Annotated in this window: 26 protein-coding genes and 1 pseudogene; 21 read left to right on the top strand and 6 right to left on the bottom strand. The window is 32.2% G+C overall.

The features are described 5' to 3' along the window. The coding region (locus tag JJD95_RS14650) for a tyrosine-type recombinase/integrase (protein ID WP_291643766.1) at positions 1–296 on the top strand (296 nt) is incomplete at its 5' end. 78 nt (positions 297–374) lie between these two features. Here the strand turns inward: JJD95_RS14650 and JJD95_RS14645 are convergent. Genes JJD95_RS14645 through JJD95_RS14630 form a run of 4 tightly spaced genes read right to left on the bottom strand, consistent with a single transcriptional unit; the run spans position 375 to position 3,603 of the window. Continuing rightward, a complete protein-coding gene (locus JJD95_RS14645) occupies positions 375–1,397 on the bottom strand; it encodes a site-specific integrase (RefSeq protein WP_291643765.1) in 1,023 nt (340 codons plus the stop codon). Beyond that, positions 1,384–2,127, bottom strand: coding sequence for a tyrosine-type recombinase/integrase (locus JJD95_RS14640; protein ID WP_291643764.1), 744 nt, complete (start codon positions 2,125–2,127; stop codon positions 1,384–1,386). The genes JJD95_RS14645 and JJD95_RS14640 overlap by 14 nt, the downstream gene beginning before the upstream one ends. Beyond that, a complete protein-coding gene (locus JJD95_RS14635) occupies positions 2,091–2,366 on the bottom strand; it encodes a hypothetical protein (protein WP_291643763.1) in 276 nt (91 codons plus the stop codon). The genes JJD95_RS14640 and JJD95_RS14635 overlap by 37 nt, the downstream gene beginning before the upstream one ends. After that, positions 2,356–3,603, bottom strand: a complete 1,248-nt coding sequence (locus JJD95_RS14630; protein ID WP_291643762.1) for a site-specific integrase — start codon at positions 3,601–3,603, stop codon at positions 2,356–2,358. The genes JJD95_RS14635 and JJD95_RS14630 overlap by 11 nt, the downstream gene beginning before the upstream one ends. A gap of 253 nt (positions 3,604–3,856) precedes the next feature. On the opposite strand from JJD95_RS14630, the gene JJD95_RS14625 reads away from it, so the two are divergent. The 19 genes and pseudogenes from JJD95_RS14625 (at position 3,857) to JJD95_RS14535 (ending at position 20,318) form a co-directional block, all read left to right on the top strand. Beyond that, positions 3,857–5,158, top strand: a complete 1,302-nt coding sequence (locus JJD95_RS14625; protein WP_291643761.1) for a methyl-accepting chemotaxis protein — start codon at positions 3,857–3,859, stop codon at positions 5,156–5,158. An 827-nt stretch (positions 5,159–5,985) separates the two neighbouring features. Further along, a pseudogene (locus JJD95_RS14620) lies at positions 5,986–7,137 on the top strand (methyl-accepting chemotaxis protein); the annotation flags it as partial. A 160-nt stretch (positions 7,138–7,297) separates the two neighbouring features. Then, positions 7,298–7,579, top strand: a complete 282-nt coding sequence (locus JJD95_RS14615; RefSeq protein WP_291643760.1) for a diguanylate cyclase — start codon at positions 7,298–7,300, stop codon at positions 7,577–7,579. Between the two features lie 162 nt (positions 7,580–7,741). Beyond that, positions 7,742–7,867, top strand: a complete 126-nt coding sequence (locus JJD95_RS14610; protein ID WP_291643759.1) for a hypothetical protein — start codon at positions 7,742–7,744, stop codon at positions 7,865–7,867. 3 nt (positions 7,868–7,870) lie between these two features. Next, a complete protein-coding gene (locus JJD95_RS14605) occupies positions 7,871–8,062 on the top strand; it encodes a recombinase family protein (protein WP_291643758.1) in 192 nt (63 codons plus the stop codon). Beyond that, positions 8,059–8,601 (top strand): recombinase family protein, encoded by a 543-nt coding sequence (locus JJD95_RS14600; protein ID WP_291643757.1) that lies wholly within the window; start codon positions 8,059–8,061, stop codon positions 8,599–8,601. The genes JJD95_RS14605 and JJD95_RS14600 overlap by 4 nt, the downstream gene beginning before the upstream one ends. Further along, positions 8,561–9,361 carry a KilA-N domain-containing protein gene (locus JJD95_RS14595; protein ID WP_291643767.1) on the top strand — a complete coding sequence of 267 codons (801 nt, stop codon included), beginning with the start codon at positions 8,561–8,563 and terminating at the stop codon, positions 9,359–9,361. Before JJD95_RS14600 ends, JJD95_RS14595 begins: the two co-directional genes overlap by 41 nt. Positions 9,362–9,405: 44 nt before the next feature. Next, on the top strand, positions 9,406–9,666 hold the full coding sequence (locus JJD95_RS14590) for a hypothetical protein (RefSeq protein WP_291643756.1): 261 nt from the start codon (positions 9,406–9,408) through the stop codon (positions 9,664–9,666). Positions 9,667–10,307: 641 nt separating this feature from the next. Continuing rightward, complete coding sequence (locus JJD95_RS14585; protein ID WP_291643755.1) at positions 10,308–10,793, top strand: DUF2127 domain-containing protein; 486 nt, start codon at positions 10,308–10,310, stop codon at positions 10,791–10,793. A 14-nt stretch (positions 10,794–10,807) separates the two neighbouring features. Then, entirely contained in the window at positions 10,808–12,301 is a 1,494-nt protein-coding gene (locus JJD95_RS14580; RefSeq protein ID WP_291643754.1) for a metallophosphoesterase, read from the top strand. 159 nt (positions 12,302–12,460) lie between these two features. Next, positions 12,461–12,844, top strand: a complete 384-nt coding sequence (locus JJD95_RS14575; RefSeq protein ID WP_367114831.1) for a PDDEXK nuclease domain-containing protein — start codon at positions 12,461–12,463, stop codon at positions 12,842–12,844. 652 nt (positions 12,845–13,496) lie between these two features. Beyond that, positions 13,497–14,657, top strand: a complete 1,161-nt coding sequence (gene dgoD / locus JJD95_RS14570) for a galactonate dehydratase (protein WP_291643753.1) — start codon at positions 13,497–13,499, stop codon at positions 14,655–14,657. 43 nt (positions 14,658–14,700) lie between these two features. Further along, complete coding sequence (locus tag JJD95_RS14565) at positions 14,701–15,486, top strand: IclR family transcriptional regulator (protein WP_291643752.1); 786 nt, start codon at positions 14,701–14,703, stop codon at positions 15,484–15,486. A gap of 6 nt (positions 15,487–15,492) precedes the next feature. Beyond that, positions 15,493–16,014, top strand: a complete 522-nt coding sequence (locus tag JJD95_RS14560; protein WP_291643751.1) for a TRAP transporter small permease — start codon at positions 15,493–15,495, stop codon at positions 16,012–16,014. Further along, entirely contained in the window at positions 16,011–17,303 is a 1,293-nt protein-coding gene (locus JJD95_RS14555; protein WP_291643750.1) for a TRAP transporter large permease, read from the top strand. The genes JJD95_RS14560 and JJD95_RS14555 overlap by 4 nt, the downstream gene beginning before the upstream one ends. Positions 17,304–17,353: 50 nt before the next feature. Beyond that, positions 17,354–18,427, top strand: a complete 1,074-nt coding sequence (gene dctP / locus JJD95_RS14550) for a TRAP transporter substrate-binding protein DctP (protein WP_291643749.1) — start codon at positions 17,354–17,356, stop codon at positions 18,425–18,427. 23 nt (positions 18,428–18,450) lie between these two features. Further along, positions 18,451–19,470, top strand: a complete 1,020-nt coding sequence (locus JJD95_RS14545; RefSeq protein WP_291643748.1) for a 2-dehydro-3-deoxygalactonokinase — start codon at positions 18,451–18,453, stop codon at positions 19,468–19,470. 39 nt (positions 19,471–19,509) lie between these two features. Continuing rightward, positions 19,510–19,653: a hypothetical protein gene (locus JJD95_RS14540; protein ID WP_291643747.1), complete on the top strand. Its 144-nt coding sequence runs from the start codon at positions 19,510–19,512 to the stop codon at positions 19,651–19,653. A gap of 20 nt (positions 19,654–19,673) precedes the next feature. Beyond that, positions 19,674–20,318 carry a bifunctional 4-hydroxy-2-oxoglutarate aldolase/2-dehydro-3-deoxy-phosphogluconate aldolase gene (locus tag JJD95_RS14535; protein ID WP_291643746.1) on the top strand — a complete coding sequence of 215 codons (645 nt, stop codon included), beginning with the start codon at positions 19,674–19,676 and terminating at the stop codon, positions 20,316–20,318. 649 nt (positions 20,319–20,967) lie between these two features. On the opposite strand, the gene JJD95_RS14530 is transcribed toward JJD95_RS14535, so the two are convergent. Both JJD95_RS14530 and JJD95_RS14525 read right to left on the bottom strand, forming a co-directional pair. Continuing rightward, a complete protein-coding gene (locus JJD95_RS14530; protein ID WP_291643745.1) occupies positions 20,968–21,288 on the bottom strand; it encodes a hypothetical protein in 321 nt (106 codons plus the stop codon). Between the two features lie 10 nt (positions 21,289–21,298). Further along, positions 21,299–21,475 (bottom strand): hypothetical protein, encoded by a 177-nt coding sequence (locus JJD95_RS14525; RefSeq protein WP_291643744.1) that lies wholly within the window; start codon positions 21,473–21,475, stop codon positions 21,299–21,301. A 194-nt stretch (positions 21,476–21,669) separates the two neighbouring features. Between JJD95_RS14525 and JJD95_RS14520 the strand changes: the two genes are divergently transcribed. Further along, positions 21,670–22,006: DUF3841 domain-containing protein (locus JJD95_RS14520; protein ID WP_291643743.1), on the top strand; the 337-nt coding region annotated here is incomplete at its 3' end.

Genomic DNA, 22,006 nt, shown 5'->3' with positions numbered 1-22,006 from the left:
GAGTTAGTGAAGTTTGTAACCTAAAAATAACAGATATTGATAGTAAAAACATGCAAATATTAATTAGAGAGGGCAAAGGTAAAAAAGATAGATATTCATTGTTGTCCAGATCAAATTTAGAAATCCTCAGAGAGTATTGGAACAGATATAATCCTACGGAATATTTGTTTTCTGGAAATGGTCGTACAGATTCTATAAGTCCACGTAGTGTTCAGAAAATGCTCGAGAAATCTATAAAAAAGACTAAAATCAAGAAGCATGCAACTGTCCATACGCTTCGTCATTATGTGGAGTGATACATTATGGTGAGTCTTCCACTAAACCCTTATGTCACCAGTAATAATTTCTAAAACACTCACCATAATAAAAGGTGTTCATTTACAAAGATTTTTTAACCAATTCATCAAATCTCCGTCATCTTGCCATTTTGGCATATCTTTAGTTGTCAGTTCAATATAAGATTTTTCTAATGCTATTCTTTTCATTTCACTGTCAGCTCTTGCATATATCTCTGTTGTATTAATGTCTGAGTGTCCTAAAAAGTCACGTATATAAATAAGATTTACCCCTGCTTGGAGAAGGTGCATTGCCTTACTATATCGAAATACATGGGGCGTTACCACAAAATTTATACAGAAGTCTTTATTAGTTTTTGCCTTCTTGATGTATTTATTTATTAGGTATGATATACCCCACCTGGATAACTTTTTATGCTGTTGATTATAAAATAATGGATGATCAGTTCCAGCGGTTCCAAAGTTCATCTCCTGTCCTGCCTTATAAGATTCTAACAACTTTTGAGTCTTGCACATAATAGGCACCTGTCTAGTTTTATTACCTTTTCCATGAAGAGTAATAACTGCAGGTGATGTCAATCTTACATCCTTCCACTTTAAATCGATTAATTCCTGTACTCTCGCACCGGTGTCATAAAGTATAACTAACAAAATTAGATTTTTTCTACCTGCTATTGTAGTGAGGTCGGGTTGCTCAAGAAGAATTTTCAGTTCATTAGCCGTAAGGTACGGTATCATAGGTTTAGGCTTTTTTTTCATAGGTATTTCTAAAAATTTTCCTAGTTCAAAAAGATTCTCCGGACTTTCTTTTTGAACATATCTAAAAAATGCATGGAGTGCTGCGAGACGCTGATTTCTTGTAGCAACAGCATTTTTCCTGCTTTCTTCAAGCCAATTTAGAAAATCTACAATTAGATCTCGGGTCATAATACATATGGTTATATTTTCGATACGTATCTTTTTTTCGGATTCGCAAAAGATTAGGAAAAGTTTAAATACATCCCGATATGAAGCTATTGTATTAACGCTAACATTTCTTTGCCCTGGTAGATAAAGGGAAAGGAATTCTGACAGATATTTAGAGAAATCATTCTTCTTCATGATCATTACTCCATTCCGGTATCAAGTATCCAAATTCAGCTTCAGTTAGCTGTATGATATCTGGGTACAAATCAGCTGTCAACTGTAAATAATATTGTGTAGCTCTAAAATCTGTATGTCCTAAATAAGTTGACAAGTAAGGCATAAGATTAGTCAACTCCTTACCTGATAGCACCCACTTCTTTAGGCAATGAACGGAATATGAATGACGAAAATCGTGAATTCTAGGACCTTTACCCGAATGGGATATATTTGATTTCCATAAATAATCGCGGAAGCGTCGGTAAATAGTACTTTTATCAATGAGTGAACCACTTTGTGGGCTCTTGAAATAATAGGTATCTTTATCACTCGCGGTATGCATTTTTTCTTCGAACGTTTTGAATCTGTTAATAAGACTTGGTGCAATCGGTATAATTCTATCTTTATTATTCTTTGCATGCAGAATTGTAATAGTACCTGATTCCAAATCTACATCTTTGCACTTCAAATTTAAAGCTTCGGAGATGCGGAGTCCGCTACCATAAAGTAAACGGAACAATACTGGGTCAATTAAATGCCGGTTACTGTTGATACAGGATGGGTATCTATCAATTTCGCTAAACATGCGTTTTAGCTCTTCTTTCGAAAAAATATACGGTACAAATGAGGAACGTTTAGTTGGTGCAGATATTTTGGGGCAATCATAGGCAATTAATCCCTGCCTTCGTAAAAACTCCAAAGATTGCACATAATTCTTTCTTTAGTATATTGTGTGGATTTTTTTTCGTAATCTACCCCATGGCAAAATGCTTCAACAACCTCTTTGGTCAATTTGTTTTCTTTATATCCATTACTATAACAGTACTCATCAAACCGTTCCAACAGTCTTGATTGGGTTTTATATTTAAAACCAATCATATGCATTTCATTTAAAAACATCTTTATAAATTCAGCAAATTCACTTTTCCATTGGTATTCATTTTTCATATTTGAATACCTCATCTGGATCTATTATACATTTTCGAAGACCTTCCATATCAATTTTTAAATAAATGCTAGTTGTCTGTATATTCTGATGCCCTAATACCTCTGAAATAATTGGAAGAGGGGTATTGTTATCAAGCATAGCACGTGCAAGAGTACTTCTAAGAGAATGGAGTCCACATGAACGATCACGCGGTATTTCTATTCCGGCTTTAACCATATATCTATGTAGAGAATGCTGCAGACAATCATTATGACTAAATGCATCGTATGGCGCGCGGTGTCTGATAAATAGGATATCGGATGATGTTTCAGGTCGCCCATTTTTCAAATAATCTATAATTGCCCATCCAACGTCTTCAAGTATAGGAAGTTCTAGTGTTTGTTTTGTTTTCTGCATAATAAGTGATATGTTTTTTAGATTCCAATTTAGATTAGATAATTTTAAGGATCTGATATCGCTGACTCGAAGCCCTAAACGGACTACAGTCAAAAGTATTGCATAGTCTCGTTTTCCTGTAGGATTACCTCTATCAATTGATTCCAATAGTTTCTTTACATCTTTAGTTTTCCATGAAGACGGAATAAACGAATTGCGTATAATCCTCACCTTCGGAAGTAAACAGCTAATATCCTCTGATATAAAACAATCTTGATACAAGAAGTTCATGTAATTTTTCAACCCAGAAATAACAGTTGCTACGTACCTGGTTTTATTACTTACATAATTTGATAAGAATTTTGTAATTAGGAATGATGTGATGTGTTCAGATGATTGAACATTAGAATACTGAAGAAAATCAAGAAACCGCCTGGTCGGCTTTATAACCGCCTGAAAACCTTGAGGTGCATATTTTCTTTCAATAGAATGCTTATTGAATGCATCATATTCCTGTTTAAACTGATTTGGACATTCGTATGGCTTATCCTTTCCTCTCATTCGGAATGTTATTTTTCCATATTCTGTATAATTCCATAATACCTGCATGCAACGCATGGTAGCACTGATTTTCTTAGGCTGAGTACCATAAAATCCATTAATAGACAGACAATACTTTTCCTTTAGATAATCAATCCCAACTTGTTCACTATAGTAATTAATTCCTTTTTCTTTTGTATACTTAAGTAGAACATTATAATTACAACGATAACTTTTAATAGTTGTATCACTATAACGTTGCCTCTCTAACTCTGCTAAAACAGCAGAAACTGCCTCTTCGATTTTGATTGTTTCATTCATAATAAGCTCCTTTCATAAAACATTGATATACTTATTATGAACAATTATGGTGAGTAAATATCGCAAGAAGCCTTTAGCTAGGTTAATTTATTTAAACACTCACCATAATCAAACACTCTACATAATGCCGCTTATGGGGAGCTCCCCATAAGCGGCATAGCTTTGCAACTCACTTATTGGATGCTGGTATGGTGATATAGCATTTCTATCTCCTTGTGTTGGTAAGAAGGATGAAATAAGTGATAAGAATACTATGGGCTTTATAAAATACAATGTTACATACAAAAAACTTCAAGAGTATTTAGAAAATAGAAAAGTTGATTTATCAAAATATGATGATTATGGCTTTGAAGATATGGGCTGTAGTTTAGGGTATTTATTCAGTAGACCAGGTGGGCTTAAGGAAAATGTACAAAATAAGGTGCCTAATGCATGGGTAAGGCAGGTAGAAGGTCATGAACATGCTTATGATTATTTAAAAGAGTACAGTGGAAGAATAAAAAACAAATTAAATGTACCTTTACTAATTGATGTATTAAATTGTTCAAAAGGCTGTAATTTTGGAACAGGTACTCATAATTTGCATTCAATAGATGATGTGGATTATGAATTTAACAAATTAAAGAAGTATAAATCAATTGATAAGGGGAAAAAGTTAATTAAGAAAAAAATAAATTGGCTTTATGAATACTTTGATAAGAATTTAAAAATTGAAGATTTTAGTAGAGTCTATAATGAAAATTGTAAAGTTACTGATATTATTGAACCAACAGAACAAAGCTATAACAACATTTTTATTGAAATGCATAAAAATGAAGAACTTTCTAGAAAAATAAACTGTTCCGCTTGTGGATACCATACATGTAAAGATATGGCAAAAGAAATTTATAATAAATTAAATCTATTAGATAACTGTATAGATTATAATAGACATGAAATAGAAATTTCTAATAAAGCAATAGAATCAAAAACTCAACAAATTAGTGTTTTAGATGAATTCAACAAACTTACGGAACAAAAATTAGAGGATGTAAAAAAATTAAAGAGACATGTGGAAGAAATCACTAACTCTATAAATGATGTATCTAAAAGCAATGAGGAAAGTGCCTTAGAAGTAGAGAAAATTTTTAATCAAGTTAGTGAAATTTTAAAAAAATCTGATATTTTAAGAGAAAGTGTAAAGTTAATTAAAAATAGTGTAGGTAATTTTACAAAAGCATCACTTGAAATTGTAGGGATTGCAGAGCAAACTAATTTATTATCTTTAAATGCCGCAATTGAAGCTGCTAGGGCTGGTGATTCTGGCAAGGGGTTTGCTGTTGTAGCTGAAGAGGTTAAGAAATTGTCCTTAAAGACTAGCCAAACAGCAAATTCTACTGGAGTAGATCAAAAGGAAATGATAAAAATTGTGCAAGGAATTTCATTGGTTTCTGATGAAATAGACCAAAAAATGAAGAGCGTAAATGAATCTATTATTAATATCACTGCAGCATTACAAGAAGTAACAGTTACTGGGGAAAAAATAGCTGAGGATGCAAATATGTTAGTTGGTTAGTTAGTTCATAACTAAGCCCTCAATAATTCAATGTAAAAAGGTATGTTAAATTGTGGTTACAAATGCATATGGTTTGCCTCCACCATACATAAAGCGACCACTTATTTTGAGAAGTGATAAAGAAAAATAAAAAACTTCATGTATTAGTTCTAGTAAATACATGGCGTCTTTGTTCTCTAATTAAATAGCCGAATACCGTGAATGTGTCTGTAATAATTGTTGTCCTAGTCGCAACAATCTTCTAAAACAACCAACTATAATTAACATTGTAAATTTGAAAATGTCTAAACTCAAACATATGAAGCAATTTACGGTCTGAAAGTAAATAATTTAATATTTATGAAGATGGAGAAGGCAAGTTTACAAAACATTAGTGTTAAAATTGAGCTGAAAGTACTCGACGCTTATTGAAATAGAAAGTTATTACAGAGAATATTGTAATATAAAACAAAAAACAATATAAACACCCTAATTAATCCAATTAAACATAAAACATGCCGAAATAACAATTTTTTTAACAAACGAAAATTATAAAAAAACAAAAAAAACATTTAATAATATTATAAATTAATATAATATTATAAATAAGAAAAATAATTCAAATCTATAGTTAATACATAAAAAAAATAGTTTAATATATGTTTGAAACTTTAAAATTTTAAAATTTTAAAAGGAGTGATTTTATAATGTTTTTTAGAAATATGCCAATACACAAAAAAATAGTTTTGATATTTAACACAATAATATTATTTATGATAATAATAGGTGCAGCTGGAATTTATTCTTCGTATCAATTAAATAAGTCTACAGGTGCGATAATCAATTCAAGCGATATAATAATAGTAATAGTAACAATAATAGGGGTTTTATATTCAATTAGTATAACTCACCTTCTAAAAATAAGTTTTGTTACTCCATTAAACAAAATCAAAGAATTTGCTGAGGAGTTATCTCAGTTTAATTTCTCATCAACTATTAAAGATAGCAGAAAGGATGAGTTTGGACAAACTATTGAATTACTTAATAAAGCTCAAAATAATGTAAGCTCAATGATTAAAGAACTACTTAATACTATACAGGAAATAAGTGCATCCTCTGAAGAACTTTCAGCAACGATGGAGGAATTATCTTCACAAGCTATAACTATAGATGATGCTGTAGATACTATTGCTTCTGGTATGCAGGGGTCCGGTGCTGCATCAGAGGAAATAAGTGCATCCGTTGAGGAAATAGATTCAAGTATCAATGAGCTTTCTACTAAAGCTCTGGAGGGTAGTAATAATGCAAATAGGTCCAAAGAAAGGGCTACAGTAGCTAAAAACAACAGTGAAATAGCCATATATGATACTCGAAGCATATATGCTGAAAAACAAATAAAAATGAAAAAAGTTATTGAAGATGGAAAGGTCGTAGATAGTATAAAAGTTATGGCAGATACTATCGGAAGTATAGCGGGGCAAACAAATTTACTTGCTTTAAATGCTGCAATAGAAGCAGCTCGAGCGGGAGAGCAGGGCAGAGGGTTTGCAGTTGTAGCAGAAGAGGTGAAAAAACTTGCAGAACAATCAGCACAAGCAGTAATTGATATACAAGATACTATTATTAAAGTTAAGCAGGCATTTAAAGGTAGCATTGATACTGGGAACGATATATTACAATATATAAATATACAGGTAAATGAACAATTTGATTGCTATGGAGAAACTGGAAATCAGTATTATAATGATTCAGATTTTGTAAGTAAAATGTCTGAGGAAATTGCTGCAATGTCTGAGGAAATTACAGCCACTGTTGGGCAAGTAAGCCAAGCTGTTCAAGAGATGGCACAGGCATCACAAAAATCAAGTGAAAAATCAGAAATAATAAAAGAAAACATGGATGAAACTACAAAAGCCATAGAACAAGCGGCTTTAACGGCACAAGGACAATCAGAACTTGCTCAAAGATTAAATGAAATGGTACAGAAATTTAAGATTTAATTCTACAATGAAGGTATAAATCAAATAACTACTCTATATTTGCTAAATTAAAAAAATTAGTTGATGGATTATTGAAGGGTCATTTAACAGGACTACCTAATCGGATGTCCTTATAGGAGAAACTTAATCATTCCATACTTTTGTCACGAAGTATGGAAAAATGCTAGCAGTTATGTTTTTAGATTTGGATGATTTTAAAATGATTAATGATACCATGGGAAATGACGTAGGTGACCAATTATTGGTAGAAGTATCTGAAAGATTGGTTAACACTCTGAGAAAATGTGATACCGTTTCTAGAATTGGTGGGGATGAATTCATTATCTTGATTGAAGTTAGTGGACTGATAACTCACTCTCATCCTGGATATGTTGGAAGTCTTGGAGAGTTCAATTTAGATTTAACATATATAATTCACTTCTATAAATGGACAGTGATATAGTTGGTATCGGTTCGCCTCCACCAAGATAAGTAGACAGATTAATTAAAAGAACAGGTTATTGCAGATTTTTAGCAATAATCTGTTCTTTGATTTTTATAAGAAAATATGTGATAATTAAATTAAGAATCACGTTTGTAAAAGCAAAGATACGGGAGTGATAAAGTGGATAAAAAAGTTCAAAAGAGGATAGCATTTGGATATAATCGAGATTTTTCGAATAAAATAGAAATAAATGAATTACAGGCTATGACTGTGAAATTAATATATGAACTATATGCTGATGGATAAAGTATGGGAAGTATTTCAGCTAGGCTTGAATCTTGCAGTATTCCCTCACCTTATAATAACCCTAAATGGGGAAATCAGGCAATATCAAAGATACTTTCTTATGAACGTTATATAGGAGATGAAAATTATCCTAAAATTATAGATGAAGAATTGTTTAATAGAGTTCAAAGAATTAGATTAACAAAAGCTAAATGAGAACAATAAAACGGATAATAAACTTTAATACAATACCACAATTTAAAATATTAAAAGTGGCTGCGTATTGTAGAATTAGTACCTTGCATGAGAACCAGCTATGTAGTTTAGAAAATCAAATATCATATTATGAAAATGAGATAAAGAAAAATAAAAATGAGAAATTTGCTTGCGTATACGCTGATAAAGCTTCTGGAAGAGATATAACCAAGCGAAAAGAGTTTCAAAAAATGATTTTAGATTGTAAAAACGGTAAAATAGATTTAATCCTTACTAAGTCCTTAAGTAGGTTTGGAAGAAATACATTAGATACACTAAAAGTTTTAAAGGAATTAAAGGAGCTAGGAGTAGACGTTTATTCTGAAAATGAGAAGATATATCTATTACAACAAAAATCTGAACTAATGCTAACAATATATGCGGCACTTTATCAAAATGAAAGTGAAGAAAAGAGCTATAATATAAGGTGGGAAATTAAAAGTAGTTTTGAGAATATAGATACAAAATATCAAAACCGCATTTGTTACGGATATTGCTAAATACAAGAGTGATGAGCCTAATGATGTTATTAGAAATTGGCTTAGAACCAGGGATACAATAGAATTTCTTGGATTATGGGAAAAAATGAATAATCCGAATTTTAAACCCGTCGAATTCAAAGGGTTTAGAAATGAGGCAGGTAAAAATTCATTTGTATTGTCACCTCAAAAGTGGATAATTGCAACAGGCGCAATTGGTATTGTTTCAAAATCTGGTAGGTATGGAGGAACCTTTGCTCATAAAGATATTGCTTTTGAGTTTGCTTCATGGGTCTCACCAGAATTTAAGCTCTATATAATAAAAGATTATCAGAGATTAAAGGGTGATGAAAATAGCAAATTATCTCTTGAATGGAACGTTAACCGTGTACTATCAAAATTAAATTATAGAATACACACTGATTCTATTAAAGAAAATTTAATTTCTAATGACCTAACCAATAAGGAGATAGCATTTACTTATGCAAATGAGGCAGACGTGCTTAATGTTGCTTTATTTGGAAAGACAGCAAGGGAATGGAGAAATGGGAATCCGGATGCAAAAGGAAATATAAGAGACTATGCTACAATTGAACAGCTTATAGTGTTGGTAAATCTAGAAAATTTGAATGCAAATTTTATTAAAAAAGGAATGGAACAAAGGCAGCGGTTAATGGAGTTAAATAAAATAGCTAGAACACAACTAAAATCATTACTCAACAATAAAAATATAAAGGCTCTTAAGGGTTTAAATATAAAGCAGATAGGTAGTGACAAGTAAGTTTATAAGAATTGCAAGAGAATATTTAGTATGTGAGGGTGGACATGGATGTTAGTGGAATAGTACAAAGATTAAAGGAATTTGCTAAGTTGGCTGAGGTGAATTATGGTTATGAAATTGAAGAAATCATTAAGCTTAGGGTAGAAGATGGAGAGAGAATAGAAAGTTTGTTAGATTTAATTCTAGATTGTTGTTTTGATAAAGAAGTGCTTATTATTTATAAAAAACTTGTAAAATATTATTATGGTATTAATGAAGTAGCAGCCATTTCTTATATTAATGCTTATTGTGAATTATATGAGTAGAACTATAAGTTTAGAATAAATTTTGTAGGGTGTGCATCTTTTAGCAGAAAACCCATACAATTTAGCGATATTAAAATCCATAACCCATTTAAAAAAGTCGCTAAATTGTATCAAAATCATAGTTATTAGACCTAAGAAAACTCAAATATTGATATAATGGAAAACTCTTGAATTCAGGGGTTTTCGTTGTTTTTTGGAATTTTAGAGTAGGGATTTTTAAGGTTTAGAGATTAAATTTATAGATTTTTATGTTGGACATGCACACTCCTAAAGATTTTAAATTTAGGGGTGTGCATTTTTAGGGTTGGGTGTGCACTTTTTAGCGGAAAGAATATGTAGTATGTAGAATGAAAACATAGGTAGAGTTTATAAAGGTAATAATTTTAAACTACTCACTCATCTATACCATATATTTAATTTTTAACCAATATTCAAAAAATAATTTAAAAATTTTCATTTGTATTTCTAGTTTGCAATTATTCTTTATGAAAAATATAAGATAACATGTATATTTGAAAAGAATAAATTTCATTACTTGAGTTTTGAATTCAATGGTATAATTATGTAAAGTCGTGAATCACATTTGTAAATGTAGTGATGATTATTATGCGGTGACCTTAATACAAGGCAAGAAGGAAATTATGAAAAAACCACTTAATAAGGATACTATTATCAATATTGGGTTTTATGGCGGCTTGGTTATGAAAGGCGTAGATGCGTTTATAGAATTTATTGGCGGAATTATTTTGATTGTTCTGAATTATGAGGGCCTTAACCGCCTTATAAGGTTTATTGCGATTCCAGAACTGACAGAAGATCCAAAGGATATAGCAATGAATTACTTTATTACTATAGGTCAAAACTTTTCAATCAACTCACAACATTCGGTTGCAGTCTATATGATGCTGCATGGTATAACTAAGCTGGCAGTAGTTTGGGTGCTGCTTACGAAAAAATTGTGGGCATATCCACTTGCTATGTTTGTGTTCGTATTGTTCATTACATATGAAATGTATAGTTATATGCATAGCCGATCAGTGCTTATGCTGATGATGGTCATAATAGATATAGCAATATTTGTTATGATAATTTTAGAATACAAACACTTAAAAGTGTCAAAAATTTAGTAAGAGGTGTGATTATGAAAATAAAGAAAATTATCAACGTAACAATAATTATCTTATGTCTATGCCTTGTTACTGGGGTGGGTGTATTTATTTACGATGCCCAAAGTAGCTACAATATTAGCAGAGATTTTGTCAGCGTTCCACTTAAGTTTAACCCCGATGATTCCAATTCAACTTATCAAACCCCGAATGCACAGGTAACTGTTTACGGAGGTTTTGTGAAGGGCCTTCAAAAGGGAAAAGATGGTACGCAAAGCCTTGTGATCAGGGCACTATCACCCTTGCCTAAAGTAACAGTAAAGGGTGATAGTGATGCAACTATTTCATTATTCATTGAAAATATAAACCCGGATTTTTACTCAAAGAGCATTGTAGGCAGCAACCTGTCAATGACGAAAGTGGAAGTCAATACATTAAAGTTAAGTATTGTGGTAAGCTCTGGGAAAACTATAAAAATTGAACCGTTACAATCAGACAGCACAGGTAAATATCAATACATAATTCTCGGAGATAATCGGGATGGATATGATACATTTGATAATATTATTCAGCAGGTAAATGGGAAAAATCCAGTATTTGTCATAGATAACGGTGATCTTGTATTCAGTGGAAAACCGAATCAATATAGATTGTTTAACCAAATGTTGTCAAAAATTTCCACTACTGTCTGTACCACTCTCGGCAATCACGATATTCGTGGCAATGGGCGTGACACTTATACCATGCTGTATGGCCCAGCATATTATTCATTTGATATAGAAGACAGTCATTTTGTATTTATGGATTCGTCTCCCGGATGGTCTGAAAAGCAGGCTATTTCAAACCAACAATATACATGGCTAGAAAAGGATTTAAAAAAGTCGCAGGGTAAACGTATTTTTGTAGTTACACATATTCCGCCACATGATCCAAGAAGCGGTGTAACCCCCAATGAAATTCCGAATTATGTAAACGAAGTTAAAAGTGGAGATAACTGGGCAGAACAGAAGTTAAATAATTATAATGAAACTAAGGATATGGAACATGGCTTCCAAGACTCACAGGAAGCGGAAAAGTTTGAAAATCTTATGAGTACCTACCATGTAGACACAGTTTACTTATCACATATTCATAGCTATTTGGAATATACAAATGATGGAGTACGGTATCTGATTTCAGGTGGTGCAGGTGCAGAACTTTTAACTAAAAACAGCTATTATCATTATATGATAGCAAAAATTGGAGATATAAAATCAGTTACAATGGTAGAATTGCCTTCACCTGCAAACAACTATCTTACAAGATATGCGGCAACTGCACAACTTTTTGGCAGTGCAATGTATGAAGAAAATCCGGTCGCGGTTGTGTTTGTAATTGTAGGATTTGCGTTGTTTATTCTTTTATTGATTATCAAGATTTATTTACGGAAAAAGCAGCCCCTTGATAATGTGTGGAAATGGTTAAGTGATATTGGTAAATATGCTGTGAAGCGATTCAAAGAATTATTTAGGAACAGCGACAAAAATTAAATATATATGGTTTGTGTTGATAATGCAAATTTGCTTAGATATTGAGTGTGAAGTATAAAAAGATCAAGCCTTTATAAATTTAAAGAAAAGACTTTGTTTATGAATAGCGATGAACTAAAGCGTTTCAAGAAAAAATAAGAAGGATTAATTTTTTATCTTATGAGTTTTTGGGAAATATTCCAGTATGGTTTTTTAAAGAATAAGAGGCTATTGAAATTTGAATCGAGACAAAAACATATCACATTTGATGGAAATCATTTTTATATTGATTTAGTGTTTTACAACTATATTCTAAAGTGTTTTGTGTTGATAGATTTGAAAATAGGTAAATTAATGCATCAAGACTTAGGACAAATGCAAATGTATGTAAACTACTATACAAGAGATTTAATGAATGAAGGTGATAATCCGCCAATAGGAATTGTTCTTTGTGCTGATAAATCTGATTCTGTAGTAAAATATACTTTGCCAGAAGGAAATACGCAGATATTTGCTTCAAAATATAAACTGTATCTACCATCAGAAGATGAATTAAATCAGTAAATTGAAAAAGAACGTAGAGTTATTGAAATTGAGAAAGTACTAAATGATGATAAATGAGTAGAATAATCTAGATTAAAAGAAAAAATAAGGAAGAAAACACGAAGTTTTCTCTTCATTGTTTTGACTAACCAAAAGAATTGATAACTTTAACTAATATTTAAAGAGACTTATAAATTAAATAGATAAATCTTAATAATTATCTATAGTATTATGTAATTCTAGTGTTTTGTGATTTATCAGGTGATCTATATTATTTTTTTAAAAAAAATATTAAGAAAAAAAGTATTAAGAAAACAATAAAATAAGTATGGAGCAATAAGGAGCTTAAAAATTTGGCTTCTTTTTTATTTTGTAATGAAGTAAAACAAAGCTGACACCATATGGAAAACGGTGTCAGCTTACGTGAATTCAAGATATTCTATGATAGGAGTTTGTTTTTAGTGTCCATTAACCCAGGGCCAGTTCAATTGTTCGGGGTTATTATGTTTTTTGTACTTCTAGTAATATTTTCAATAATTCTAAAATTTTGTAATTATTTTTAAATATTATTTTGTAATTGTTTACAACGGAGAAGAAATGTGATAATATAATATTATAGAACGTAATAACGAACGACGTTCGCAAATACGAATGAATGAAAGGGGAATTATAAATGGGAAGCGAAACTATCATTAAAAGCATAGAATTATTTAAAGTGCCACCAAGGTGGCTATTACTTAAAATGACTACTGAATCTGGGATAGTAGGTTGGGGAGAACCAGTAATAGAAGGTCGTGCTGACACTGTTGCAGCAGCTGTAAGGGAATTGAGTGAATATGTCATTGGAAAAGACGCACGAAATATTGAAGATATGTTTTCAGTTCTTTACCGCGCAGGATTCTATAGAGGTGGACCAATTCTTATGAGTGCTATATCAGGAATTGAACAGGCAATGTGGGACATAAAAGGAAAGTACTTGAATGTACCTGTATATGATCTTTTAGGCGGTTATTGCCGAGACAAAATGAAAGTATATTGTTGGATTGGAGGCGATAAACCTGGTGATGTTCAAAAGGCAGCAGTAGAAAAATACGAACAGGGTTATCGTGCAATCAAGATGAATGGTGTTCCTGGCGTTGGATGGCTTGAAAATTATAAGCAGGTAGAAGAGACAGTCAATCGGGTTGCATCCATTAGGGATAAATTAGGATATGATATGGATATTGCGCTAGATTTTCATGGTAGGGTTCACAAACCTTTGGCATTTCAATTAATGAAAGAATTGGAACCATATAAATTGATGTTTGTGGAAGAACCAGTATTATGTGAAAATGAAGAAATATTCCCACAATTAAGAGGACAGTTTTCAACGCCTATTGCTACGGGTGAAAGAAATTATACCAGATGGGGATTTAAAAATCTTATTACACAGGGCGGCGTAGATATCATCCAACCGGATCCTTGTCACTGTGGAGGAATCCTTGAAACAAAAAAAATTGCTGCAATGGCTGAAGCCTATGATATAGCATTAGCGCCACATTGTCCTTTAGGACCGATTGCACTTGCTGTAAGCCTACAAATTGATTTTTGTACTTATAATGCAGTTATTCAGGAACAGAGCTTAGGTATTCATTATAATAAGACGGCTGACATGTTAGATTATCTGGTAGACCGTTCAGTATTTGAATATAAAGACGGATTTGTAAATCGTCCTCTAAAACCTGGACTTGGTATCGAAATTAATGAAGAAAAAGTTAAAGAGGCTAGCATGGTTGGACATAATTGGAAAAACCCAGTATGGCGAAATGTTGATGGTACAGTGCTTGAGTGGTAAAACATAATTATTAATAAATATTCGAATTTGGAGGAAAATTAAGATGACCAATAATCGCACGACTCACAGAACTTTCGAAATACTTGAATTTATTGCTTCGAACAATAAGGCATGTACCTTAGCAATAATCAGTAAAGCGTTGGAAATACCAAAGACAAGCACGTATGACATCATTAGTACTTTATGCAAGGATGGGTATCTGCAAATAGAGAATAAGGAATTAAGCAGTTATGTACTAGGCGTTAAAATGTTTCAATTAGGATACAGCTATTTAAACAACATGAGTGTTTATCAATTATGCCAACCTTATTTGATTGATCTTGCCAATAAGTTAAATAAAACAATTCTTGTGGCATCTTTGGTTGGGGATAAAATAATTTATTTTAATAAACGGGAGCCAAGTCAGCGTTTTGTTGGCATTGCAACTGAAGGAGCAACGCAGCCGGCATATTCGACAGGGTTGGGGAAAGCAATTCTTGCGGCGCTTACAAACAAAAGAGTTCTCGAAATCATGGGTGAAGGACCATATGTCAAGAAAACGAAACAGACAGTTGATAATTATGAAAGTTTAATAAAAGAATTGGATAGCATACGAGAAAGAGATTACTGTATTGATAACTGTGAAAATGAGGATGGAATCTATTGCATTGCATTACCAATCCTTAATCATCTTAACGAACCAGTAGCTGGAATAAGTGCAACAGGTATGAAATCTCAATACGATAAGGAAACAAGATTATTAGCTGCATGTGAAATTAAAAAAATAGCACTAGATATTTCTCATAAGCTTGGGTTTGAAGGAAATAACTTGTTTAACCTGGAAAAGTGATAAGTAATGAGAAAAATTATAAGGAAGGAGATAAATATGCTTAATAAAGCTTATGAATATTTATTAAAAGTAATCCAAATAGTATGTTGGATCATATTTACAGTTTTGATATCAGTCGGGTTCTTTAATGTGTTATCACGATTTATATTTCATTTAGGGCTTAGCTGGAGTGATGAATTATCAAGATTTCTATTTATATGGATAACTTTTCTAGGATCTATATTAGTTAATGATACTTATGGTCATATGAATTTGGATGCGTTGGTAACTCATCTAAGTCCGAGAAAAGCAAATGTTGTTCAAATTTTGGCAACAACGATTGTATTGTTGATTATGATTATTTTAACAGCAGGTAGTGTGGATGTAGTTAAAATGAATTGGGATTGGTCATCGTCGGCGTTGAGAATTCCATATGGATTTGTATATTCGGTTATACCGTTTAGCTTTGCTATTATGGGTATTCAGTCTGTGGTCAGATTAATAAAGATAATCAAGAATTTTTCGAAAGGAGGAGAAGTTGCGATATGACAATGCTAATAATATTTTTAGCCACATTATTTAGCTTAGTTATTTTTAATGTTCCAATTGCTTTTGCCTTATCAGGATGTGCAATCATAATGATGTTACTAGGCAATGTCATGGATTTTGCTCCTTCAATTATCGCATCTAAATTATTGCAGGGTGTTGATAGCTATGTTTTGTTAGCCATACCATTTTTCATTGCATCCGGTGAAATCATGAACCGAGGTGGTATTTCCAGTAAGTTAGTAAACTTTTTGCAATCTATGTTCAAACACATTCGTGGTGGAATAGGATATTGCGCTGTCATTGCTTCGATGGTATTTGCTGGCGTATCTGGTTCAGCTGTAGCTGATACGACAGCCGTAGGTTCGGTTGTATTGCCGGTTATGAAAGAAAGTGGCTATGATGGAGCTGAAAGTGCGGCATTAATTTGTTCTTCAGGTTGCATTGGTCCTATTATTCCACCAAGTGTTCAGATGATCATTTATGGAGTTGTCACAGGAGTTTCTGTTTCTAGTTTATTTATGGGTGGGGTCATTCCTGGAATCTTAATTGGTGTTTCAATCATGGTTATTTGGTACTTTCGTTCAAAGAAATTAAATTTTGCAAAAGAAAAACGAGCAACTTTAAAAGAGATACTTGTGACAGGAAAAGATGCTATATGGGCAATTGTATTACCTGTCGTTATTATGGGAAGTATCATCATAGGGGTTGCAACGCCGACAGAAGCTTCCATACTTGCGGTAGTCTATTCGTTATTTGTAGGTATGTTTATTTACAAAAAGATTACAGTAAAAGATTTACCAGAAATATTTGTAAATAGTATCAAAGGGAGTGCACAGATTATGTTAGTCGTCGGTTCGGCAACGATTGCGGCATACTTCATTACTATTGCACATATTCCCGAATTATTAACGACTGCTCTTGTTTCTGTTACAAGTAATGTTTATATAATAATGATTTTGCTGAACATACTATTTCTACTTGTTGGTTGTGTCATGGATAACGGACCAGCAATTTTAATATTAGCACCTATATTGCTGCCAGTCGTTGATAAGTTCGGTTTAAGTCCTGTACAATTCGGGGTTGTTATGATTGTTAATCTATGCATCGGATTATTAACACCTCCAGTTGGTAATGTTTTATATGTAGGTATGGGGATGGCTGATGTATCCATGGGTAAATTGACTAAAGCACTATTTCCTTATATGTGCGCCATGGTTGTCGTACTGTTAATGATATCATTTATACCACAGCTTGTTACATTTTTACCTGATCTACTTGGAATAAAATAAGTAAATTAAATTTAAGGGGGATATATAAAATGAAAAAAAATAATAAATTTATGTCTTTATGTGTTACAGCAGTTTTAATCTCTTCTATGTTAACTGGTTGCTTAAAGTCAGGGACTTCAGAAACACCGGGAAGTGATACAACTTCTCCGACGGAGACAAGTAAGACAAAAGTAAATAGTGATGCCAAAGTTATTAAGATTTCCAATGGAGGTGGTGCAACACTACCGGCTGTAATTGCGCAACAGGAAAAATTCAAACAATTAATTGAAGAAGGTACTGAAGGTCGTTATTCTGTAGAAGTGTATCATGATGGACAATTAGGTGATGATACGAAAGCTGTAGAAGCTGTTCGTGCAGGAACCATTGAAATGACTGCACCATCAACAGCTCCAGTAGTTGGTTTAGTTAAGGAATTAGCAATATTTGATTTGCCTTTTCTTTTCTCTAGTTATGAAGAAGCTGATTATGTTATGGATGGAGAATTAGGTAAAAAACTAGCAGAAAAGGTTGATGAAGTCGATGGATTAAAATTATTAGCTTGGTGGGAACTTGGATTCCGAGATCTCTCTACAACAAAGAGTCAGGTTACAACACCTAAGGAACTTTCCGGGTTAAAGATAAGAACCATGGATAACAAATATCATCTTCAAGCTTGGAAACTTATGGGGTCTAATCCTGTTGCTATTTCAGGATCAGAGATATTTACATCTTTACAGCAGGGTGTAATTGATGGCCAGGAAAATCCAATCACAAATATTTTTTCACAGCAAATTCATACTGTTTCTCCATATATAACTCAAACCGAACATATTTATTCGCCAATAATGCTTTTAATTAGCGAGAAAGTATGGGATACCATTTCATCTGAAGATCAGAAAATATTCTTAAGTGCGGGAAAAGAAAGTTCTATATTCGAAAGAGAATTACAACGTTCTAAAGAAAAAGAATGCATTACAGAGATTAAAAAAAATGATGGTTTTGTTGTAGCACTTACTGATGAACAAAAAAAAGTATTTAAAGATTTAGCTGCTCCTACATGGGATACTATTAGTAATGACGTAGGAACAGAGTGGATTGAATTAGTTAAACAAGAAGCTGCAGCATATAAATCTTCAAAAAAATAAATGCATTCGAGGAGTGACAGGTTGTGAACAAGACGAAGTATTCTTTTACCATTGATGGTGGAACAACTAATACCAGAGTGAGTTTATGGAACTCGGAATTGAAAGAAATTGATTCTGAGGCAGAACACATTGGAATTAAAGATGTAGCTGTTGAAGGTTCAAATAAGAGACTTCAACAGACAATAAAAAACATTTTAGACACTCTGATACTACGAAATCACATGACGTACTATGATATAAATTGTATACTTGCTGCCGGTATGATTACATCTAATCTAGGGATATATGAACTTGATCATCTTGTGGCACCTGTTTCAATAGAAGATTTGGTATCTGGAATCAAAAGTGTTAAATTAGATGACATATGCCCTATACCGATCAGCTTCATACCTGGAATTAAGAACATGAGCACGGATCAGATTAAAGAAGATAACTTTGACAGAATGGATATTATGCGTGGTGAGGAAGTTGAAGTTGTTTCTATATTAAATCAGATTGATAATGTGGAAATGAACAGCATTATTGTCCTACCGGGATCACATACTAAATTTGTGGCTGTAGGTGAGAATAGGAATATCCTTGGTTGTGTAACATCTTTAACAGGTGAATTGTTGTCGCTGCTACAGACTCAAAGTATTCTAACTGATGCAACAGGTAAAGATTTTTTAAGATCCGATGAGTATGATAGCAGTATGTGCCTTATGGGGTATGAAAAAGCAAAAGAGTTAGGAACAGGAAGGGCTGCTTTCTTAACAAGGATAATTAAGTTATTTTTGAAAAAAACAGATAGTCAACGTTCAAGTTATTTATTGGGCGTTGTTTTACAAAATGATGTCAAATCGTTGGAATATTCTTTGAAATTATTCAATAATGATAGTGATTATCAGATTATCATAGCAGGAAAGGATCCATTCAGAACAGCATTGTATGATATCTTCATGTCAGAAGAAAAGTTCAAAAACATCTTATATTTTGATGCAGAAGGTATCAATCTTTCAGCAAATGGATGCTTGCTTTTAGCAAAAGTGAAAGGATTACTATAATTCATAAGTGGTGTGATTATTGAGAAAGCATTAATTTATATGCGACCTCAACATGTTGAAGTCAATGAAGTGGAAGAACCTATTCTAAGAGAAGGTTATGGAAAATTAAATTGTTCTAAGGTATTTGATTTAATCGCAGATCCTGAAAGTAGTACTGTCAAGGTTATCGTTGATTGCCAATAAAAAATGAATGGAGTGTAATAATGCAAACTAAGTTGTTGGATTTTATATTAGAAAATAAGATTGTTGCCATAATTCGTGGAATTGAAAGTGATAAAATTTTGGATGTCGCACAGGCACTTTATAATGGTGGCATAAAATGTATGGAAATTACTTTCGACCAGACAAGCAATGAAAACAGTATAAAATGTCTTCAGAATATTGCTAAAATAAAAGAAAAATATGGAGATAAAGTACTCGTTGGTGCAGGAACTGTCATGAGTGTTGAACAGGTTCATGAGGCAATTGATTTTGGAGCACAGATTATTATTTCTCCCAATATTAATCTGGATGTGATTCGTGAAACTAAAAAAATGAATGCAATTTCCATGCCTGGTGCCATGACGCCATCAGAAGCAGCATCTGCATATGAAGCAGGGGCAGATGTGATTAAACTTTTTCCAATGGGTAATTTAGGGATACCATATTTTAAAGCAATTCATGCTCCGCTAAGCCATATTAAGTTTGCAGCTGTTGGCGGAGTTAACGTAGATAATATCAGAGATTTCTTGGATGCTGGAATTTGTTGCTTTGGAATTGGAGGGAATCTTGTAAACGAAAAATATGTTCAAGAGGATATTGAAACCATTTCGAACTTAGCTAAACTATATGTAGAACGTATTAAATGATGAATTTAACATTTTTATATAAAGGAAAGGTGTGAGATTAAAAATGGATCCTATATGATAGACACTAAAAAAAGTCTATTCATATAGGATCATTTTTTGTACAATTAAATTAGAAAGAGTGTGAACTGTATGATTAAAAAATTATTTGCTATTGAGGAAATTTCATATCTCTCAAAAAACAGATATGTTAAAAGATTTAGTGAGAAATAGATCACATATACAGATGAATTTAAATCCTTATTTATAGCTGAATATAGGATGGGAAAATTACCGATTCAGATTTTTTAAGATGCTGGATTTAATGTAGATGTACTTGGGAATACTAGGATTTGGTGTGCTAGTAAATGGTGGAGCTATACTTATAAAGAGTCTGGTGAATTAGGACTTAGAGATAGTAGGAAATTGAGTATTGGAAAGCATATCGATTAAAACTTTTGCGCAATCAATGTCGATAATCAAAGGGCAACGATTAATGTATTAACTATACTAAGAAAATAGATAGTAATTATAGTACACATAGAAGCAGAAAACACAAGTTTTGTACGTTGTTTAATAAATAACTATACCTTGTATTTAAAGTACGCAAAGTATTACAGATGAAATTATGGAAAAAATAAAACAAGTATGAAATAAGGAGATTAATTACCTATTACCTAAAATTCTCTAGTAAATCGTCTCTAGAAATTGTGGCTACAATTGTGTACGGTTCGCCTCCACCAAATGTAAACACAACAACTTTATCAACATAATCAGAAATTGTTTTTTTGATTATGTTGATAAAGTTTCTTGTAAGGTTGTTATTTAATGAACTATTTTGTTTTTTTAGTTCCTCAGTCAAAACTTTAATAGCGGAATTACATAATATGTTATTCAACAATTGTTCAACTACGAACTCTTCAATATATTCTCGACGAACCTCTTTGTTTTTACACATCTTTTGATTATCTTTACAACGACAGCGATAAGTCACATATTTAGCTTTATTTCTTCTGCAATACTTTACATTTCCAACCAATTATATTAGGTATTCCTCTTGGAACTTTTGTAATTTCACTATCATCCTTTACCACGTTAATCACCTTGAGTTTTTTAACAAAAACTGCGATAGATTTTATGAAATTATTTTTATTTTCATTGATTTGTGATATAGTAGTCATATGAATAAGTTATCCGTATTTTAACATTTATTATATTTTTTTGTTGCTTGAATATCATTTTCAAGAGGAATTTTCTACTTATTAATGATTTAAAACGTTGATATATAAAAGGCTTATCTATGTTTTAAATGTACGAAGGTTTAGTTATATTTAGAATCAGAGAATAAAGAAGCCAAAAGGGGAGTGGTAAAGATATGACAACTAATTTATACAATCCTAATGATAAAGTAAGACTTCGGACAAGACAGCATAAGAATGTTCTTGATGAATTGGATAAGTATGGTGTTTATAGAGTTAAGAAGGAGTATATTTTAGAAAAGATGGATACCATATCAGATTATTACTTAAATCTATATGAATGGTATGGAAGAAATGCAGCTAAAATAGTACCTAGACCAGAAGGTGTAATATATCCTATTTGGCTTTCCACATCTGCAGAGATGATGCTACAGCCTATAGAGGATACTATTATTCTTGTTATAGAAGTAGATAGAAAAGATGTTATCTATACTGATGTGAACAAATGGGGTT

Origin of the sequence: Clostridium sp. (assembly GCF_016650035.1) — a bacterium.
Taxonomy (GTDB): Bacteria; Bacillota; Clostridia; order Clostridiales; family Clostridiaceae; genus Clostridium_AD.
This window is presented reverse-complemented; position numbering and strand designations above follow the sequence as displayed.

Bases quoted from the DNA above. Each gene is read 5' to 3' on its own strand.
- JJD95_RS14645 (WP_291643765.1), bottom strand. From the start codon at position 1,397: ATGAAGAAGAATGATTTCTCTAAATATCTGTCAGAATTCCTTTCCCTT.
- JJD95_RS14635 (WP_291643763.1), bottom strand. From the start codon at position 2,366: ATGAAAAATGAATACCAATGGAAAAGTGAATTTGCTGAATTTATAAAG.
- JJD95_RS14630 (WP_291643762.1), bottom strand. From the start codon at position 3,603: ATGAATGAAACAATCAAAATCGAAGAGGCAGTTTCTGCTGTTTTAGCA.
- JJD95_RS14625 (WP_291643761.1), top strand. From the start codon at position 3,857: ATGGGCTTTATAAAATACAATGTTACATACAAAAAACTTCAAGAGTAT.
- JJD95_RS14615 (WP_291643760.1), top strand. From the start codon at position 7,298: ATGCTAGCAGTTATGTTTTTAGATTTGGATGATTTTAAAATGATTAAT.
- JJD95_RS14605 (WP_291643758.1), top strand. From the start codon at position 7,871: ATGGGAAGTATTTCAGCTAGGCTTGAATCTTGCAGTATTCCCTCACCT.
- JJD95_RS14600 (WP_291643757.1), top strand. From the start codon at position 8,059: ATGAGAACAATAAAACGGATAATAAACTTTAATACAATACCACAATTT.
- JJD95_RS14590 (WP_291643756.1), top strand. From the start codon at position 9,406: ATGGATGTTAGTGGAATAGTACAAAGATTAAAGGAATTTGCTAAGTTG.
- JJD95_RS14585 (WP_291643755.1), top strand. From the start codon at position 10,308: ATGAAAAAACCACTTAATAAGGATACTATTATCAATATTGGGTTTTAT.
- JJD95_RS14580 (WP_291643754.1), top strand. From the start codon at position 10,808: ATGAAAATAAAGAAAATTATCAACGTAACAATAATTATCTTATGTCTA.
- JJD95_RS14575 (WP_367114831.1), top strand. From the start codon at position 12,461: ATGAGTTTTTGGGAAATATTCCAGTATGGTTTTTTAAAGAATAAGAGG.
- dgoD (WP_291643753.1), top strand. From the start codon at position 13,497: ATGGGAAGCGAAACTATCATTAAAAGCATAGAATTATTTAAAGTGCCA.
- JJD95_RS14565 (WP_291643752.1), top strand. From the start codon at position 14,701: ATGACCAATAATCGCACGACTCACAGAACTTTCGAAATACTTGAATTT.
- JJD95_RS14560 (WP_291643751.1), top strand. From the start codon at position 15,493: ATGAGAAAAATTATAAGGAAGGAGATAAATATGCTTAATAAAGCTTAT.
- JJD95_RS14555 (WP_291643750.1), top strand. From the start codon at position 16,011: ATGACAATGCTAATAATATTTTTAGCCACATTATTTAGCTTAGTTATT.
- dctP (WP_291643749.1), top strand. From the start codon at position 17,354: ATGTCTTTATGTGTTACAGCAGTTTTAATCTCTTCTATGTTAACTGGT.
- JJD95_RS14540 (WP_291643747.1), top strand. From the start codon at position 19,510: ATGCGACCTCAACATGTTGAAGTCAATGAAGTGGAAGAACCTATTCTA.
- JJD95_RS14535 (WP_291643746.1), top strand. From the start codon at position 19,674: ATGCAAACTAAGTTGTTGGATTTTATATTAGAAAATAAGATTGTTGCC.
- JJD95_RS14525 (WP_291643744.1), bottom strand. From the start codon at position 21,475: ATGACTACTATATCACAAATCAATGAAAATAAAAATAATTTCATAAAA.